We start from the raw sequence: 17944 nt of genomic DNA, 5'->3' as shown, positions 1-17944 counted from the left end.
ACGGCGAGTGGTGATAAAATAAGCTTGCCTAGATTGATCATTCTCTGTACTATCCGTCATCCAAATTCTCGGTTCTTTTTTTTAGTTCCTTGCTTCCCCAGGATAACCGAGCCGACAAGGGAAGCTGAATAATCCGTAAGGAGCAACCTATGCGTCATTACGAAATCGTATTCATGGTGCACCCTGATCAAAGCGAGCAAGTTGCTGGCATGATCGAGCGTTACACTGCTGCTATCAAAGATTCTGGTGGTCAAATTCACCGTCTAGAAGATTGGGGCCGCCGTCAAATGGCTTACCCAATTAACAAATTGCACAAAGCACATTACGTTCTTATGAACGTAGAAGCTAAGCAAGATGTTGTTGACGAGCTTGAGTCAAACTTCCGCTTCAACGACGCAGTGATCCGTAACATGATCATGCGTACTAAACACGCTGTTACTGAGCCATCTCCTATGATGAAGGCTAAAGAAGAGCGTTTTACTAAGCGTGAAGATCGTGCTGAAGCACAATCTGAAGGCGAAGCAGCTGCTGAGTAATTTGTCTTAATGACTAATCGTCTGGTGTTGACTGGCACTATTGCCAAGCATCCCAAACGAAGCCAATCCCCGGCAGGCATACCTCATTGTCACTTTGTGCTTGAGCATCGCTCTGTGCAGCGGGAAGCTGATTTACCACGTCAAATATATTGTTATATTAACGTGGTAATCAGTGGTAAAGGTCAACAAGTACTCACTCAAGATTTAGTTGTCGGAAGCAATATTAAGGTGGAGGGATTTATCTCTTACCAAACCGGCCGTAATGGTATCGGGAAATTAGTTTTGCATGCCGATCACATTGACTTAATTTAGATCAGGAGATAGCCCATGGCTCGTTTCTTCCGTCGTCGTAAATTCTGCCGTTTTACAGCAGAAGGCGTACAAGAGATTGACTACAAAGACGTAGCAACTCTAAAAAACTACATCACTGAAGCTGGTAAGATTGTACCTAGCCGTATCACTGGTACTCGCGCTAAATACCAGCGTCAGCTAGCTCGCGCTATCAAGCGTTCTCGTTACCTAGCACTTCTACCGTACACAGATAAGCATCTGTAAGCGGCAGTCGTTTTTAGAACTTTATAGAGGACAAGATAATGCAAGTTATTCTACTTGATAAAATCGCTAACCTAGGTGGCCTTGGCGACCAGGTTAACGTTAAAGCGGGCTATGCTCGTAACTTCCTTATCCCACAAGCTAAGGCAGTTATGGCGACTAAAGCGAACGTTGAAATGTTCGACGCACGTCGTGCAGAGCTAGAAGCTAAAGTTGCTGAGCAACACGCTGCTGCTCAAGCACGTGCTGAAGCACTTAACGTACTTGAAGGTGTAGTTATTGCATCTAAAGCTGGTGACGAAGGTAAACTATTCGGCTCAATCGGTACTCGTGACATCGCTGATGCAGTTTCTGCAGCTGGCGTTGCACTTGTTAAGAGTGAAGTACGTCTACCTGAAGGTGCACTACGTACGACTGGCGAATTTGAAGTTAGCGTTCAGCTAAGCTCAGACGTATTCGCAACTGTTAAACTAAACGTTGTTGCTGCAGAGTAATCGCTTTTAGCTTTAATAGTAAAAAACCAGCCTTCGGGCTGGTTTTTTTATGTCTGTCGTTTAGCTTTTGATGTTTTACAGTGTGTAAATCAATGACACTGTAGTGGTGCTATCGGAATTTTGCATGCCTTCAGGTACCCAAGAATAAGACGTTTGCGTGTAGCCTAAGTTTAAGGCGATATTATCAGTGATCGCATTAGTGGCATTTAACGTGCTTTCTAAAGTGGTGTTACTACGCCCTGAAATGACGTTAAATTTCGCACTGAGTGTAAGCGTTTTTAATGGCTTCCACTGAATATCGATAGTGCTTTGCAGTACCATTTCATTAACGACTTCTTGTTTAACAATACTGTCGCTTTTAATTTCATCAAGATTTGGATCTTGGTGACGAAAGCCGGGACCTATATCCACTAAAGTTTGAAAGGTCTCATAACTAAATAATCGATAACCGATACCGGTTGAAAAGATCGAGTCTGCGTAATAAGGCCCATAACGGTCATCAATATAGCTTCCATTACCATAAAAATAGTAGCCATCACGAATCATCCGTTTTGACTTTAAGCTCACTGACATCTTACGTTTGTCTTCTTCACCGTCTTTTTTTGCCATAATGAACTTGGCATCACCGTTAGTTTGATAGCGGCCTTTGGTGTAAGTTAGCGCAACATTACCATTTAATGTTTGGGAGTCAGAGTTGCCAGAAAGAGATTGATAACCTAAGCCGATAGTACTGGTTAGCGGCGATGGTTCATTCGGTGCTTTAGGCGTTGATTCTTCACTGGCATTAGCTGCGGTAGTGGCAAGCAAAAGTAATGTGAGTATATATCTTGCCAAAAGTCCTCCGCTGGCAGGGTAGTTTGAATATCAGAATATTGATGCCGCATTCTAGCGTAAATTTGTCAGCTTTTGGTTAGGAATCGTCGTCATACTTTTCGTAAAACTAAAAAGGAGGATAATTGTTAGACTGGGAAGTGATCAATCATAATCGTTTATAGCTACGCAGACGGAGGGGATAGGTTATACTGTCGAGCTCCGTTCTTGGTTTTGGTAAATGCACAGTTGTTATGACAGATAATCGTAAATCGAAACAATTAAAAGATAATCAAATGGACGCCCTTAAAATGCCACCCCATTCGCTTGAAGCTGAGCAATCAGTGCTAGGCGGCTTGATGTTGGATAATGAGCGTTGGGATACTGTTGCTGAAAAAGTGGTTGCTAAAGACTTTTACAGCCGTCCTCATCGGATTATTTTTGAGGCAACCGCAGCCTTATTGGAAGGTGGACAGCCACTTGATTTGATCACGCTGTCTGAACATCTTGAGCGTTCGGATAAACTTGATGATGTAGGCGGTTTTGCTTACCTTGCTGAATTGGCTAAAAACACCCCTTCTGCCGCAAATATTTTAGCGTATGCTGATATTGTTCGTGAGCGAGCCTTGATCCGTGACATGATTGGCGTGGCTAACGAAATAGCCGATGCGGGTTATGATCCTCAAGGGCGTACCAGTGAAGATTTGCTGGATATGGCCGAAAGTAAAGTTTTTGCGATTGCCGAACAACGTACTAATGATAAAGAAGGCCCGCAAAACGTCGATACTATTTTAGAGCGTACGCTTGAACGTATCGAGTTGCTATACCAATCACCACAAGATGGTGTAACAGGTGTATCAACAGGCTTTACTGATTTAAATAAGAAGACCGCGGGTTTGCAGGGGTCTGATTTGATTATTGTTGCTGCGCGTCCATCGATGGGTAAAACCACCTTTGCGATGAACTTATGTGAAAACGCCGCCATGGATCAAGAAAAACCGGTGTTGATTTTCTCACTAGAGATGCCTGCCGAACAGATCATGATGCGTATGTTGGCATCATTATCTCGCGTTGACCAAACTAAAATCCGTACCGGACAATTGGACGATGAAGATTGGGAGCGTATATCATCAACAATGGGTATTCTGATGCAAAAGAAGAATATGTTCATTGATGATAGTTCCGGCTTAACACCGACAGAAGTACGTTCACGTGCGCGTCGTATTGCGCGTGATAATGGTGGTCTTAGTATGATCATGATCGACTACCTTCAGTTGATGCGTGTGCCAGGACTACAAGAAAACCGTACGTTAGAAATTGCCGAAATTTCACGCTCGCTTAAAGCATTAGCGAAAGAATTAAATGTGCCTGTTGTTGCCCTCTCTCAGCTTAACCGTTCGTTAGAGCAACGGGCAGATAAGCGTCCTGTAAACTCTGATTTGCGTGAATCTGGCGCCATCGAGCAGGATGCTGACTTAATCATGTTTATATACCGTGATGAGGTTTATCACGAAGACAGTGCCCTCAAAGGGATCGCTGAAATCATCTTAGGTAAACAACGTAATGGTCCAATTGGTACTGTGCGTTTAACGTTCCAAGGCCAGTTCTCTCGCTTTGATAACTATGCTGGTCCTGCCTTTGATGAAGAGTAAGCCTTAAAAATTATTTAGGATATTGGATGAAAGCTGCAACTGCACATATTGATACCCAAGCTTTGGCACATAATCTGAGTCAAATCCGCCTGCAGGCACCAAACAGTAAAATTCTGGCGGTTGTTAAAGCCAATGCATACGGACATGGGTTGCTAGATGTGGCGACAAGCCTTATCGATGTTGATGCTTATGGTGTGGCGCGTATAGAAGAAGCCTTAATACTACGTGCTGGTGGTGTAGTAAAACCGATTCTATTATTAGAAGGTTTTTATGCGTCAACGGATCTTCCAGTATTGGTAACCAATAATATCCATACCGTGGTGCACTCGATTGAACAGCTGGAAGCGCTTGAGCAAGCCGAGTTAGATGCACCTGTACGAGTATGGGTGAAAATAGACACAGGTATGCACCGCTTGGGATTACGCCCTGAGCAAGTGCCTGAGTTTATGCAGCGCTTAAATGACTGCGATAATGTTGCTAAACCATTACGTTTTATTAGTCATTTTGGTAATGCTGATAATCTAGAGAGTGATATTACCGTAAATCAAATTGCGTGTTTTTCAACGCTGACTCAACCTTATCAAGGTGAACGCTCATTAGCCGCGTCGGCGGGTATTTTAGCGTGGCCTGATAGTCACTTTGAATGGATTCGTCCTGGCATTATTATGTATGGCGTATCGCCATTTGATGAATTAGAGCGTGCAGCATCAAACTATAACTTACAACCTGTTATGACGTTAACATCGAGCTTAATTGCCGTACGTGATGTTAAAAAAGGCGAACAAGTTGGTTATGGTGGTATTTGGACTTGCGAACGTGATACCAAGATGGGCGTTATTGCCATCGGTTATGGCGACGGTTATCCCCGTTGTGCCCCCAATGGAACCCCTGTTGTTGTCAATGGGCGTATCGTTCCAACTGCAGGCCGCGTTTCAATGGATATGTTAACTGTAGATTTAGGACCGAATGCGACCGATAAAGTTGGCGATGAAGCGATTTTGTGGGGTAAAGGTTTACCGGTTGAAGTTGTCGCTCAATATACGGGTGTGATCGCGTATGAGTTAATGACTAAGTTAACGCCTCGAGTCGCAATGACTTATTCATAATAAAAAATGAAATGTAAGCAGACATGGCCGCGATTTTAGTTCGCGGCTTTTTTTTTCCATTTGTTATTATTCACCTTGTACTGTAATAACGATTCGCCGTGAGCCTCCATGATCTCGGTGTTCACCTAAGTAGATCCCCTGCCATATACCTAAAGCCAGTTGACCATCAGTGATGGGAATGGTGACACTATTGCCTAGTAATGCGGTTTTAATGTGCGCAGGCATATCATCATCACCTTCATAGGTGTGTTGATAAAAAGGGGCGCGTTCGGGGACACTATGATTAAAATGAGCCTCCATATCATCGCGAACCGTTGGATCGGCATTTTCATTAATGGTTAAGCTGGCTGATGTATGTTGAATAAAACAATGCACGATCCCAACCTTTAATGATTGAATTATTGCCAAATTTTGCTCTATCTCGGTGGTTATTAGATGAAAACCACGCGCTCTCGGGGTAAGATGAATCGTTTTTTGATACCACATAGCTATTTACCTATTGGTGAAACCTTTTAATTTAATTAACGATTACCATTATCATCTTGCTTATAAATACAGGTATGATGCATCATACTTTCGTGACCTGACGCAATGACGATCGTACGATGTTAACGTCATAATTGGTTGTAGCTGAAGCATTATTAGAGACCTAGTCATTTAGGGTCAATAGCATAGATCGAGGATCTTTCGAAGGCGGTATGATTCGAGGGATGAACATAACAAAATCAGGAACATTACTATGTTAAAGAACATCAATCCAACGCAAACTAAAGCGTGGCAAGCACTGACTGCCCATTTTGAACAAGCTCAAGATTTTGAATTAAGCGATTTATTTGCTAATGATAGCGAGCGTTTTGCCAAATTTTCTGCTCAGTTTGGTTCTGATATTTTATTAGATTACTCTAAGAACCTGATCACTGAAGAAACTTTGACTAAGTTGTTTGCATTAGCAAAAGAAACTGAGCTTGATGCTGCCATTGCGGATATGTTCAACGGTGTGAAAATCAACCGTACTGAAGATCGTGCTGTACTCCATGTTGCGTTACGTAATCGCAGCAATACGCCAATCATTGTTGATGGCGAAGATGTTATGCCTGCGGTTAATGCCGTATTAGCAAAGATGGAAAGCTTCACTAACCGTATTGTAAGTGGTGAGTGGAAAGGTTACACCGGCAAAGAAATTACCGATGTTGTTAATATCGGTATCGGTGGTTCAGATCTTGGCCCTTACATGGTGTCAGAAGCATTAGCTGCGTACAAAACACGCCTAAACATGCACTTTGTTTCTAACGTTGATGCGACACACATTGTTGAAACATTAAAAGACTTAAACCCTGAAACAACGTTGTTCCTTATTGCATCTAAAACCTTTACTACCCAAGAAACTATGACTAACGCATTGTCTGCGCGTGATTGGTTCTTAGCAATGGCGGAAGATAAAGCACACGTTGCAAAACACTTTGCAGCGCTTTCTACTAATGCAGAATCTGTGGCTGAATTTGGTATCGATACCGATAACATGTTTGAGTTCTGGGATTGGGTTGGTGGTCGTTATTCACTATGGTCAGCGATTGGTCTTTCTATTAGCTTGGCAGTAGGTTTTGATAACTTTGTTAAGTTATTAGAAGGTGGTCATGCAATGGATAACCATTTTGCAACCGCGCCACTAGAGCAAAAATTACCTGTAATTCTAGCCTTAATTGGTATTTGGTATAACAACTTCCATGGCGCAGAAACTGAAGCAATTCTACCTTACGATCAATACATGCACCGTTTCCCTGCTTACTTCCAACAAGGTAACATGGAATCAAACGGTAAATATGTTGACCGTGGTGGCAAGCCTGTGGATTACCAAACTGGTCCTATCATTTGGGGTGAGCCAGGAACGAATGGTCAACATGCGTTCTATCAACTTATTCACCAAGGTACGAAGTTAATTCCATGTGACTTTATTGCACCTGCTATTAGCCACAATCCACTGGGTGATCATCATCCAAAATTAATGGCTAACTTCTTCGCGCAAACTGAAGCATTAGCATTTGGTAAGAGCCGTGAGACAGTAGAAGCTGAATTTGTGGCTGCCGGTAAATCACAAGCAGAAATCGATGAGCTTGCTGAATTTAAAGTGTTTGAAGGTAATCGTCCAACAAACTCAATTCTGCTTAAAGAAATTACGCCATACACATTAGGTGCATTAATTGCATTGTATGAGCATAAAATCTTTACCCAAGGTGTTATTTGGAACATCTTCAGCTTTGACCAGTGGGGTGTAGAACTTGGTAAGCAATTGGCTAACCAAATTTTACCAGAGCTAAACAGCAATGAAGGTGTTGTAAGCCACGATAGCTCAACGAATGGTTTAATTAATGCTTTTAAACAATGGCGTGCATAATGCCTCTTATTGGTTAATGTAATTAACCGATAAAATAAAACGCCGCAGTCGTTATGATTGCGGCGTTTTTTATTTTTGGCGTTAGCTCAATTATAGCGTGATAACGTCGCTAGCTTGTGGGCCTTTCTGACCATCAGTTACGATAAATTCAACACTTTGGCCTTCACGTAATGTTTTACGTCCTTGCGCTTGAATAGCACTGAAGTGAACAAACACATCTTTACCATCGGCAGCAGAAATAAAACCAAAACCTTTATCATCGTTGAACCACTTTACGGTTCCAGTCAGTTTACTCATGTACGTCTTTCCCTTATAGACTAATCGTAATAGTTACAGTTTATAGGTAACTAGGTGCTTATGACGGATTCAGTCTAGATCGAATTTATGACAATGAGTAGTGTTTTATTGTGCTTTTATGTCTTAGCTAACGTTAATTCACTTTAAAGAGAAAGGCGCTGTCAGGAGGGGGAGAAATATCAGAAGGTGCCATCACGAATTGTGACAGCACAAAAGATGTATTAATCGTTTTTAGTTTGCTGACATTTGTGACAAACACCATGACTTTCAACAACGTGGTGCTTGATCATAAAGCCATACTGTTCTGATTTTTGACGTAAAAGTTTCGCTAATTCATCATCATGGATTTCTTCAACAAACCCACATTTATCACAAATTAATAATTGTGAACAATGATCAGCATGGCCGAGTACACAACACGCAATATAGCTGTTGGTTGATTCTACTTTATGTACGAAACCTTGCGCTAACAGAAAATCTAGGGCGCGATATACTGTCGGTGGTTTTGCTTGGGGTTCTGATGCTTTGAGTAAATCGAGTAACTCATAAGCACTAATAGAACTATGATGATTAATGATCAGTGCCAGTACTTTTAATCGCTGCGGGGTCATTCTTACCCCTCGTTGCTCACAGAGCTGTTGTGCTTTAGCTAGCAGTTGAGTTTGAACCGTCATAGAGCCTCAAAAAAACGTCATTGAGTTTATATTTTATCACAGCTGTCTAAAAACATACTCACACTTAGCAAGTAACTGTAATAAGAGCAAAGATTCCGTGTAAATGATCACGTTATACTAAGAAGAATAAAAAAGAATGTCACAAAATGGATGCATTACAAAGGTGAGGACATCTATGTTGATTATGTATTATAAAAACTAATGCCAAGGTTGCGTTTTTTTTCATTTCTCAAGTGATTTAAAATACCTATAATGACGCCCATCGAAACGTGACCGACGCCTTAAATATTCGTGATTAGGCAATGGTTATACATAAAATGCTTAATTTTTAAGGTAAAAAAAATGTCTGTTATCATTACTAAAATTGTTGCTCTTTACACGCCTGTATTCTCTACAATGTACAAAAGCGGTAATATGACTAAGTAACATTTTGTCGTAGGGTCAATCATCGACCGACAGCGAAAAGAATTTAGAAAAAGGCCTTGAACATTGTTCAAGGCCTTTTTTGTTATTTAAAAAAGAGGTTTTATACCTTAATTGTTGGAATATTGAGCCTGTTGATTACGACGTAATATCTTGAATCAGTAAATAAATATAAATTTTAGTTCTGCTGATCAAATATCAATTATTTATATAATTTTTATAAAATACAATTATTTGGAAGATTTAGGAAGTTGTGATGTAAGCTGTTTTTTACTTGCCTTCAATCTGCAATATTATCTCGTCATTAATGTTAAATGGAGAGAGAAAAGATGAGCGGTATTATCAAATTATCACGTAACACAGCAACAGCTCCCTACGATTTAGCAGCAACACAAACTGTTGCGTTTTCGCATTACAATAATATTTCTGCACAATTACCGATTGATGTTAAAAGTGGAAAAATTATTGATGGCGGTGTCACTGAACAGGCGGCACAATGCCTAAAAAATATTAAGGCTATTGTCGAAAGTATTGATCATTCAATGCATGATGTTATTAAAATTAATGTGTATCTTAAAAATATCAAAGATCTTGAGTGTGTTGATGATGTTTATGCGACATTTTTCCCGCGTTATTTACCGACACGTACTGTGATGAGTGTAGCAGCATTACCTATGTCTGACGCATTAGTCCAAATGGATGCCGTGATATCTAATGGTGAAGGCTCTGGTACACAAGCTCCCTGTGATCTTGTTAAAATTGCACGCAATACAGCCAGTGCCCCTAACTGTGATGTATCGACTCATACTGTTGCCTTTTCGCATTACAACCATATTTCAGCTCAATTACCACTTGATCCTAAAACAGGGAATATGATCGCTGGTGGCGTAAAAGAGCAGACCGGGCAGTGTTTAAAAAATATTAAGAGTATTCTAGAAGCGATTGATGTGCCTGCTGACGATATCGTGAAAATTAATATTTATCTTAAAAATTTGGCCGATATTGATGTTGTCAATGAAGTTTATCGTTGTTACTTCCCTGATGCGGGAATTGCGCGAACATGTGGCTATATGCCAGCCAGATCAGTGATTGTCGTAGAAGGGTTACCAATGGGCGCATTAATACAGATAGATGCAACGGTTTCTCATGGCGATGGAACACCACCACAAGCAGTTGAAGATCGTCATGGCTTGGTGATCGAAGCGAATAATACACATGCTGCTCCTCAAACTGCATTATCTTCTCAAACGGTGGCATTTTCACATTACAATAATATTTCTGGGCAGTTACCGTTAAACTCGATGACAGGTAAGCTTGTTGATGGTGGTGTTAATGAACAAGCAAGACAATGCTTAGTGAATATTAAAGCGATAGTTGAAAGTGTTAACCATGTAATGGACGATATTGTGAAGGTTAATATTCAACTAAAAAATATGGCTGATCTTGATGCGGTTAATGATGTTTATATGACGTTCTTTAATGAGCAGCTTCCTGCTAGAACTGTTATTGGTGTTTCTACCATCGCGATGGGTGCTTTAGTACAAATGGATGCAATTGTATCTAATGGCGAAGGTACTCCGCCTGCCGTGTAATAAAAAGAGTCACGATAAATGATGTTGTTATTATAAAAAGCCATATTAATGAATATGGCTTTTCTTGTTTATATACCTTACTTCATACCCCATTACGAATATTAAGCATTATTAGACCGATTATGGGCTAAAGGGGATTCAAGTCTAATCATGGTGACAATAGTTATTTTAGGGTAGAATCCGCGCCTCAAAAGATATTTTAGGGACCGTTTATGCCTCCTAAACTGTCCCTTATCCATCCCTTATCACTAACAATAGTCGACATTGGATGAAGTATATTGCAATACCCGTAAGTGGTATTTGCCATAACCACTTAATATGTAAGGAATATTGTAATATGTATCCATCTGCTCGTTTTTCTGTCGCTCCCATGCTTGATTGGACTGATCGTCATTGCCGTTATTTCCATCGTTTAATGAGTAAAGAAGCTCTGTTGTATACCGAAATGGTAACGACAGGTGCAATTATTCACGGTAAAGGTGATTTTCTGGCGTATAACGAAGAAGAGCATCCATTAGCATTACAACTGGGTGGCTCAAATCCGGTTGATCTTGCGCGTTGTGCCAAATTAGCAGCAGATCGTGGTTATGATGAGATCAACTTAAACGTTGGTTGTCCATCTGATCGCGTTCAAAACGGCATGTTTGGTGCTTGTTTAATGGGTGAAGCTGAGTTGGTGGCGCAATGTGTTGCTGCAATGCGTGAAGTCGCTGATATTCCTGTTACTGTTAAAACCCGTATTGGTATTGATGATCAAGATTCGTATGAGTTCTTAACTCATTTTATTCAAACCGTATCAGAAAAAGGCGGTTGTGATAATTTTACTATTCACGCCCGTAAAGCATGGCTAAAAGGCTTAAGCCCAAAAGAAAATCGTGAAATTCCAGAACTTGATTACCCACGAGTTTACCAATTAAAGCAAGACTTTCCACAGTTAACCATGGCAATCAATGGTGGTATTAAAACTTTTGAAGAAATGGAACAGCATCTTAAATATATGGATGGTGTAATGGTCGGTCGTGAAGCTTACCAAAGCCCTTACCTGATGGCTGAAGTGGATCAGCGTTTATTTGGTAGTAACCGCCCAGTGATGAAGCGTCGTGAAGTGGTTGAAGCTATGTATCCATATATAGAGCAACAATTGGCGAACGGTTCATACTTAGGCCATATTACTCGTCATATGCTAGGTTTATTCCAAAATATGGCGGGAGCTCGTCAATGGCGTCGTTATATTAGTGAAAATGCCCACAAGCCAGGAGCGGGTATTGAAGTGGTACAACAGGCATTAGCGAAAATTCCTGCCGAGTTAGATGTGTAGTTATACACACTATTAACGTGATTATAGTGGTGAGTTTTACTTAGTATTAGGTGAGATTGACCAATAAATAGTAAACGCCAATTCATTATTGAATTGGCGTTTTTTATCTATATGAAAAATAAGCTAAAATATTTATATTAGAGTTGGCGTGAATTGTGCAATATTGTAAGTAATAATAAAGATAGCACTGGGGTTTCATGTGGATACCGCAGTTATAAAAAAGGATAATCTATGTTTGAGTTCCTATTTTTGGTTGCTTTTACATTGGTACTGATATTTACCGGTGTTAGTTTAATTGGCGTTCTGATTGCGGTTGCAGCAGGTTTTGCGGTAATGGCTGTTGTTGGTATGTTAGGGCTCGTCTTTAAATTATTACCGTGGATCGTATTGATAGCATTAGGTATTTGGTTCTTCCGTGAGCGTAATGCTGACAAGCAGCATCAAGATCGGATGTCACGTTACCGTCGTCACTAATGCAATTGGTTGCAAATAACAGCTATTGATTGCGATTGATTGCAGAGTTTTCATACTGCTTCTGATATAATTTTGTGCGATTAATTACATAAAATGATAAGAGCGGAGACTCGCATGAAAAAAGTGGTGCTTTCACTTGCAGCAGCAATGACGCTAGCAGCAGCCCTTCCAGCACAAGCAGATACTTTACTAGGTGTTAAAGTAGGTGCGGATGCATGGTTTACAAACGCAAAAGTAGCTGGTCAAAAAAGTGACGATACATCAACATCTTACTATGCATCTTTTGAGCACTTTATTCCTTTAGTGCCAAACGTAATGGTACGTTACAACAATATTGACACTGGGAATGTGAATTTTGAGCAAAGTGATTTCACGGCTTATTATGAAATTCTTGATAACGATTTAGTCGCATTGGATTTAGGTGTAACAATGACTAAGTTTGCTGGTGTTCAAATTCAACACCAGAACAGCTTTAGTGATTGGCAGCCAACAGTTTATGCTGCTGCTGAGTTAGGTATTCCAGCAACACCATTATCAGTATTTGCTCAAGCGAATGCGGGTAAATACGATGGTACAAGTTTGTTTGATGGCCAAGCGGGTGTGAAATTCACATTAGATTTAATTGCAGCAGATCTTAACCTTCGAGCAGGTTACCGCATGATGGATTATGACTTTAAAAAATCAACATCTGGTGATGTTGACCTAGATGGTTGGTTTGCTGGCGTAGAAGTTGATTTCTAATTAACTTCAGCTTTCATTGTGTGATCTAATTATAAAACCACGATTATTTCGTGGTTTTTTTATTGGCGCTAATCCCATTTATGTACCACTTTTAAAGGTAAGCAAACTGATTATATGTGTGATGCACAATATCAGTATTAGGGAGGAGTAAGTGATGACATTAACTGAATTGAAACACCTATACGCTGACCAAGATCTTGTTGAGGCACTCATCGAACCATCAATTAATAGTGGTTATATCGTTGAATTTCGTCATCGTCGCGGCGGTTTGGTGCCATTAACTGATATTAGTGGTAGTGAACAATGCTATGGTGATGTTGATAGTGCGACTCAACAAGCATTTGAAGTTGGTTTTCAACAAGTTAGAATTGCTGACGAATATTAAATCCTGCCTTTATTTCTCTATTCTAAAACCAAATAGTGTTATCGCTATTTGGTTTTTTTGTACGATTAACCTTACAAATGGTTATAAAACATTCTTATCTATTCTTTCTTGTTATTAGTTTAAATGGCTACTCTAACATAACGCAATGAATAGGGATCGTCGTGCTATGTCAATCAACCAACTATCAGCTTTAGCTAGCCCACTTAATGATCAACAAATAGATCAGCTTAAGCTAGCCGCAGCAGAATCATCACCACAACAACTGGCTTGGATCAGTGGCTATTTTTGGGGGTTGAGTCAATCTCAATCATCAACAACGGCAGCTGTTCCTGCATCAAATGTACTGGCCGCTGCAAAACCTGCGGGTAAACTAACCATTATTTATGCCTCGCAAACAGGCAATGCTAAAGGTGTCGCTCAAGCGTTACAACAGCAAGCTCTCGCACAAGATATTGCGGTGAATCTTGTGTCGGCGGGGGACTATAAGGGGAAAAATCTTAGTAAAGAAACTCACGTTATTATTATTGCTTCAACACATGGAGAAGGTGAAGCCCCCGACGATGCAATAGAACTGCATCAGTTTTTACAGTCAAAAAAAGCCCCCCAATTATCGAATTTACACTACAGCGTGATTGGGCTCGGCGACTCTAGTTATGAATTTTTCTGCCAAACAGCTAAAGATTTTGATCGCTACTTAGCAAAACTGGGTGCGAAGCCGATGCTTGATCGCCTTGATTGTGATGTTGACTATGAAGCGGCCGCCGCAGAGTGGCGTACACAAGTATTAGCCAAAACCAAACAAACCTTATCAACCGGTGAAGCAGAAGTTGTTCAGTTACCCGTGGGACAAAAGGCCACAGCTGTTGCGACTTACACTAAGCAAAATCCTTATACCGCCAGTTTATTAGTAAGCCAGAAAATCACTGGTCGCCATTCAGATAAAGATGTACGCCATATTGAAATTGATTTAGAAGGTTCAGGTTTAAGCTATCAAGCGGGGGATGCTCTGGGGGTGTGGTTTGACAATGATCCACAATTAGTTGATGCCATATTAGCGAAACTTGACTTAGATGCTGCAACTTCGGTGGATGTTGATGGCAGTAACTTATCTATTCGTGATGCGTTGATTAGCCATTATGAAATTACCGCATCAAATCCACAGTTTGTAACTAAATATGCAGAAATATCTGGCAGTAAAAAATTACAAAAGCTGGTGAATGATCGTGAAAAATTGCGTGAGTATGCGGCTAATAACCAAATTATTGATGTTTTAACGGCTAAGAAGACGGTATTAACTGCCACCCAATTAATCAGTTTATTACGTCGTTTAACGCCCCGTTTATATTCCATTGCTTCCAGCCAACAAGAAGTGGGCGAAGAAGTGCATTTAACGGTCGGTGTGGTTGAATTTTCCCAAGGCGATGAGCAACGCCAAGGTGGCGCATCAAGTTTCTTAGCGCAACGTCTAGCAGAAGGCGCAGCGGTGAAAGTATTTGTTGAAACCAATAATAACTTTAAGTTACCAGTTGATGATAATACGCCAGTGATCATGATTGGTCCGGGAACGGGTATTGCACCGTTCCGTGCTTTTGTGCAAGAGCGTGATAACCGTGAAGCACAAGGTAAAAACTGGTTATTTTTTGGTGATCGAACTTTTACTGAAGATTTTCTTTACCAAGTTGAATGGCAGAAATATCTAAAAGACGGAGTGGTGGATCAAATAGATGTCGCATTTAGTCGAGATCAAGCCGAGAAAATCTATGTTCAACAGCGCATTTTAGAACAGGCACCACAAGTGTGGCAGTGGTTACAAGCAGGATCGCATGTTTATGTGTGTGGTGATGCAACCCACATGGCCAAAGATGTTCATCAAGCCTTGTTAACCGTTATTGAACAACAAGGAAAGAAAACGCGCGAGCAAGCCGAGCAGTATCTCAATGAGCTGCGTAAAGATAAACGCTATCAAAGGGATGTGTACTAATGACAGAGCAAAAATTATCAGACAATGAACGTCTAAAACGTCAAAGCAATTTTCTTCGTGGCACCATAGAGCAAGATCTTGATGATCGTATCACCGGGGGATTTAGCGCTGATAACTTTCAATTAATTCGCTTTCATGGCATGTATCAGCAAGATGATCGTGATATTCGTGCTGAGCGCGCTAAACAAAAATTAGAACCGCTTCAAAATGTGATGTTACGGGCGCGAATGCCGGGGGGCGTGATCACTCCTGAACAATGGTTAGCGATTGATAAATTTGCTGATGAGCATACCTCGTATGGCAGTATTCGTTTAACGACCCGTCAAACATTTCAGTTCCATGGAGTGCTGAAACCTAACATTAAACTGATGCACCAAACACTAAATAGTATTGGTATTGATTCCATCGCAACGGCGGGAGATGTAAACCGTAACGTGTTGTGTACCACCAACCCTGTTGAATCTGAGCTTCATCAACAAGCGTATGAGTGGGCAAAAAAAATCAGTGAACATTTACTGCCGAAAACACGTGCTTATGCCGAAATTTGGTTAGACGGTGAAAAGCTTGAAACAACCGATGAAGAACCCATTTTAGGCAGTAATTATTTACCGCGTAAGTTTAAAACGACGGTGGTTATTCCGCCGCAAAATGATGTTGATGTCCATGCTAATGACCTCAATTTTATCGCAATTTCCGACAATGGGAAGTTGGTAGGTTTTAATGTGTTAGTTGGCGGTGGCTTAGCAATGACCCATGGTGACCATGCCACGTATCCGCGCCGTGCTGATGATTTCGGGTTTGTACCTTTAGATAAAACCCTTGATGTCGCGACTGCTGTGGTTACTACTCAACGTGATTGGGGAAACCGTTCTAACCGTAAAAATGCCAAAACTAAATACACTATTGATCGGGTTGGCGTGGAGGTATTTAAAGCAGAAGTTGAGTCTCGAGCCGGGGTTACCTTTGAAGTCAGTCGATCGTATGAGTTTACCGATCGTGGTGATCGTATTGGTTGGGTTGCGGGCATTGATGGTAAGCACCATTTAGCGTTATTTATTGAAAATGGCCGTTTATTGGATACACCGAATAAACCTCTTAAAACCGGTATGGCAGCAATAGCCAAGGTCCATGGTGGTGATTTTAGAATGACGGCCAACCAAAATCTGATTGTTGCTGGTGTGTTAGCAAAAGACAAAGCTAAGATCGAGAAGATCGCGCGTGATCATGGTTTGATGGATGACAGTGTCAGTGAGCAGCGAAAAAACTCAATGGCATGTGTGTCTCTGCCAACTTGTCCGTTAGCCATGGCGGAAGCCGAACGCTTCCTACCTGAATTTGTGACTGATGTTGAAGCGGTATTAGCGAAGCATGATTTAGCCAAAGATGAGAATATTATTTTACGGGTAACCGGGTGTCCTAATGGCTGTGGGCGCGCGATGTTGGCTGAAATAGGCTTAGTGGGTAAAGCGCCTGGACGATATAACCTTCATTTAGGTGGTAACCGTAATGGTACTCGAGTACCTAAAATGTACCGCGAAAATATTACCGTAGCTCAAATAATGGATGAGATAGATAGTTTAGTCGGTCGTTGGTCGACGGAGCGTCAAGAAAATGAAGGCTTTGGTGATTTCACTATTCGTGCTGGCATTATTGATGAAGTAAAAATATCAATGAGGGATTTTTATGCCTAGATTTCAACTGGCTGAGTTACTTGAACTGCCAAAAGTGAGTCAAATTATTCAGCTGGCTGAAATTAATGCCACGCTGGAAACAATGACAGCTCAACAGCGAGTGCAATGGGCGCTTGATAATCTTGAGGGCGAGTTTGCATTAGCATCTAGCTTTGGGATTCAATCGGCAGTTATGCTGCACTTAGTGACGGAAGTTCGATCAAATATTGCGGTGATATTAACGGATACCGGGTATTTATTTACCGAAACGTATCAGTTTATTGATAGTTTAACTAAACAACTTAATTTGAATTTATATATTTATCGCGCTCAACACAGTGCTGCATGGCAAGAAGCACGTTATGGTCAATTATGGCTGCAAGGTGTTGAAGGTATTAAGCAATATAACCAATTAAACAAAGTAGAGCCGATGCGGCGGGCATTGAGTGAGCTGAATGTTGGAACATGGTTTTCAGGATTACGTCGTGAGCAAGCCGATTCTCGTGCGACGTTACCTGTATTAGCGATTCAAAATGGTCGTTTTAAATTTTTGCCTGTGATTGATTGGACTAATGACGATATTGATGCTTACTTGCTGCAACATCAATTACCTTATCATCCGTTAAAACACCACGATTATTTATCTGTCGGTGATATTCATACTACGGTGAAATGGCAGCCAGGAATGACAGAACAAGAGACGCGCTTTTTTGGTTTGAAACGTGAATGTGGTTTGCATGAAGACAATGACACTGAATCACAAGGTTCAGGGATTTAGTTTCATTTTGTGTTGGGTTTATCAATAAAAAAACAAGGCAGCGTATCGACGCTGCCTTGTGGGTTATTC

19 protein-coding genes are annotated in these 17944 nt (G+C 40.9%); 15 read left to right on the top strand and 4 right to left on the bottom strand.

The genetic code is table 11. The annotated features are described in order from the left end of the window. Nucleotides 1-149 precede the first annotated feature (149 nt). From rpsF to rplI, 4 genes are read left to right on the top strand one after another with little or no spacing between them, the layout of a single operon-like run. On the top strand, nt 150-536 hold the full coding sequence (rpsF, locus tag ACJZU6_RS00215; protein WP_045038396.1) for a 30S ribosomal protein S6: 387 nt from the start codon (nt 150-152) through the stop codon (nt 534-536). 9 nt (nt 537-545) lie between these two features. Continuing rightward, nucleotides 546-848 (top strand): primosomal replication protein N, encoded by a 303-nt coding sequence (gene priB, locus ACJZU6_RS00210; protein WP_036788812.1) that lies wholly within the window; start codon nt 546-548, stop codon nt 846-848. 15 nt (nt 849-863) lie between these two features. After that, nucleotides 864-1091 (top strand): 30S ribosomal protein S18, encoded by a 228-nt coding sequence (gene rpsR / locus ACJZU6_RS00205; protein ID WP_005421136.1) that lies wholly within the window; start codon nt 864-866, stop codon nt 1089-1091. Between the two features lie 38 nt (nt 1092-1129). Next, nucleotides 1130-1582: a 50S ribosomal protein L9 gene (gene rplI, locus ACJZU6_RS00200; protein WP_080158657.1), complete on the top strand. Its 453-nt coding sequence runs from the start codon at nt 1130-1132 to the stop codon at nt 1580-1582. A gap of 75 nt (nt 1583-1657) precedes the next feature. On the opposite strand, the gene ACJZU6_RS00195 is transcribed toward rplI, so the two are convergent. After that, nucleotides 1658-2416 (bottom strand): YdiY family protein, encoded by a 759-nt coding sequence (locus ACJZU6_RS00195; RefSeq protein ID WP_080158656.1) that lies wholly within the window; start codon nt 2414-2416, stop codon nt 1658-1660. Nucleotides 2417-2646: 230 nt separating this feature from the next. On the opposite strand from ACJZU6_RS00195, the gene ACJZU6_RS00190 reads away from it, so the two are divergent. Together ACJZU6_RS00190 and alr are read left to right on the top strand one after the other, a co-directional pair. Further along, a complete protein-coding gene (locus tag ACJZU6_RS00190) occupies nt 2647-4044 on the top strand; it encodes a replicative DNA helicase (RefSeq protein WP_408900500.1) in 1398 nt (465 codons plus the stop codon). A gap of 26 nt (nt 4045-4070) precedes the next feature. Then, nucleotides 4071-5150 (top strand): alanine racemase, encoded by a 1080-nt coding sequence (gene alr / locus ACJZU6_RS00185; RefSeq protein WP_080158654.1) that lies wholly within the window; start codon nt 4071-4073, stop codon nt 5148-5150. Between the two features lie 66 nt (nt 5151-5216). On the opposite strand, the gene ACJZU6_RS00180 is transcribed toward alr, so the two are convergent. After that, complete coding sequence (locus ACJZU6_RS00180; RefSeq protein ID WP_080158653.1) at nt 5217-5636, bottom strand: secondary thiamine-phosphate synthase enzyme YjbQ; 420 nt, start codon at nt 5634-5636, stop codon at nt 5217-5219. A gap of 253 nt (nt 5637-5889) precedes the next feature. Between ACJZU6_RS00180 and pgi the strand changes: the two genes are divergently transcribed. Further along, nucleotides 5890-7542 (top strand): glucose-6-phosphate isomerase, encoded by a 1653-nt coding sequence (pgi, locus tag ACJZU6_RS00175; RefSeq protein WP_080158652.1) that lies wholly within the window; start codon nt 5890-5892, stop codon nt 7540-7542. Between the two features lie 90 nt (nt 7543-7632). On the opposite strand, the gene ACJZU6_RS00170 is transcribed toward pgi, so the two are convergent. Both ACJZU6_RS00170 and zur read right to left on the bottom strand, forming a co-directional pair. Next, complete coding sequence (locus tag ACJZU6_RS00170; RefSeq protein WP_080158651.1) at nt 7633-7839, bottom strand: cold-shock protein; 207 nt, start codon at nt 7837-7839, stop codon at nt 7633-7635. 221 nt (nt 7840-8060) lie between these two features. Continuing rightward, nucleotides 8061-8513, bottom strand: a complete 453-nt coding sequence (gene zur, locus ACJZU6_RS00165; RefSeq protein ID WP_080158650.1) for a zinc uptake transcriptional repressor Zur — start codon at nt 8511-8513, stop codon at nt 8061-8063. Nucleotides 8514-9265: 752 nt separating this feature from the next. Here zur and ACJZU6_RS00160 point away from each other — a divergent pair. The 8 genes from ACJZU6_RS00160 (at nt 9266) to ACJZU6_RS00125 (ending at nt 17875) form a co-directional block, all read left to right on the top strand. Next, nucleotides 9266-10528 (top strand): RidA family protein, encoded by a 1263-nt coding sequence (locus tag ACJZU6_RS00160; protein WP_327768346.1) that lies wholly within the window; start codon nt 9266-9268, stop codon nt 10526-10528. Between the two features lie 337 nt (nt 10529-10865). After that, the gene (gene dusA, locus ACJZU6_RS00155; protein WP_080158648.1) at nt 10866-11846 is read left to right on the top strand and encodes a tRNA dihydrouridine(20/20a) synthase DusA; all 981 of its coding nucleotides are present in this window, start codon (nt 10866-10868) and stop codon (nt 11844-11846) included. Between the two features lie 231 nt (nt 11847-12077). Then, nucleotides 12078-12320, top strand: a complete 243-nt coding sequence (gene pspG, locus ACJZU6_RS00150) for an envelope stress response protein PspG (RefSeq protein WP_080158647.1) — start codon at nt 12078-12080, stop codon at nt 12318-12320. A gap of 114 nt (nt 12321-12434) precedes the next feature. Then, nucleotides 12435-13061: a TIGR04219 family outer membrane beta-barrel protein gene (locus tag ACJZU6_RS00145; RefSeq protein ID WP_080158646.1), complete on the top strand. Its 627-nt coding sequence runs from the start codon at nt 12435-12437 to the stop codon at nt 13059-13061. 154 nt (nt 13062-13215) lie between these two features. Continuing rightward, nucleotides 13216-13446 (top strand): thymidylate kinase, encoded by a 231-nt coding sequence (locus tag ACJZU6_RS00140; RefSeq protein WP_080158645.1) that lies wholly within the window; start codon nt 13216-13218, stop codon nt 13444-13446. 166 nt (nt 13447-13612) lie between these two features. Then, complete coding sequence (locus ACJZU6_RS00135; RefSeq protein WP_408900499.1) at nt 13613-15427, top strand: assimilatory sulfite reductase (NADPH) flavoprotein subunit; 1815 nt, start codon at nt 13613-13615, stop codon at nt 15425-15427. Then, complete coding sequence (gene cysI / locus ACJZU6_RS00130) at nt 15427-17118, top strand: assimilatory sulfite reductase (NADPH) hemoprotein subunit (protein WP_408900498.1); 1692 nt, start codon at nt 15427-15429, stop codon at nt 17116-17118. Before ACJZU6_RS00135 ends, cysI begins: the two co-directional genes overlap by 1 nt. Further along, nucleotides 17111-17875, top strand: coding sequence for a phosphoadenylyl-sulfate reductase (locus ACJZU6_RS00125; protein ID WP_080158642.1), 765 nt, complete (start codon nt 17111-17113; stop codon nt 17873-17875). Before cysI ends, ACJZU6_RS00125 begins: the two co-directional genes overlap by 8 nt. Nucleotides 17876-17944: the final 69 nt, after the last annotated feature.

Source organism: Photobacterium piscicola (genome assembly GCF_046058925.1).
GTDB classification, from domain to species: Bacteria; Pseudomonadota; Gammaproteobacteria; order Enterobacterales; family Vibrionaceae; genus Photobacterium; species Photobacterium piscicola.
Note: the sequence above shows the minus strand (reverse complement) of the source record. Positions and strands in the feature narration are given on the sequence as shown.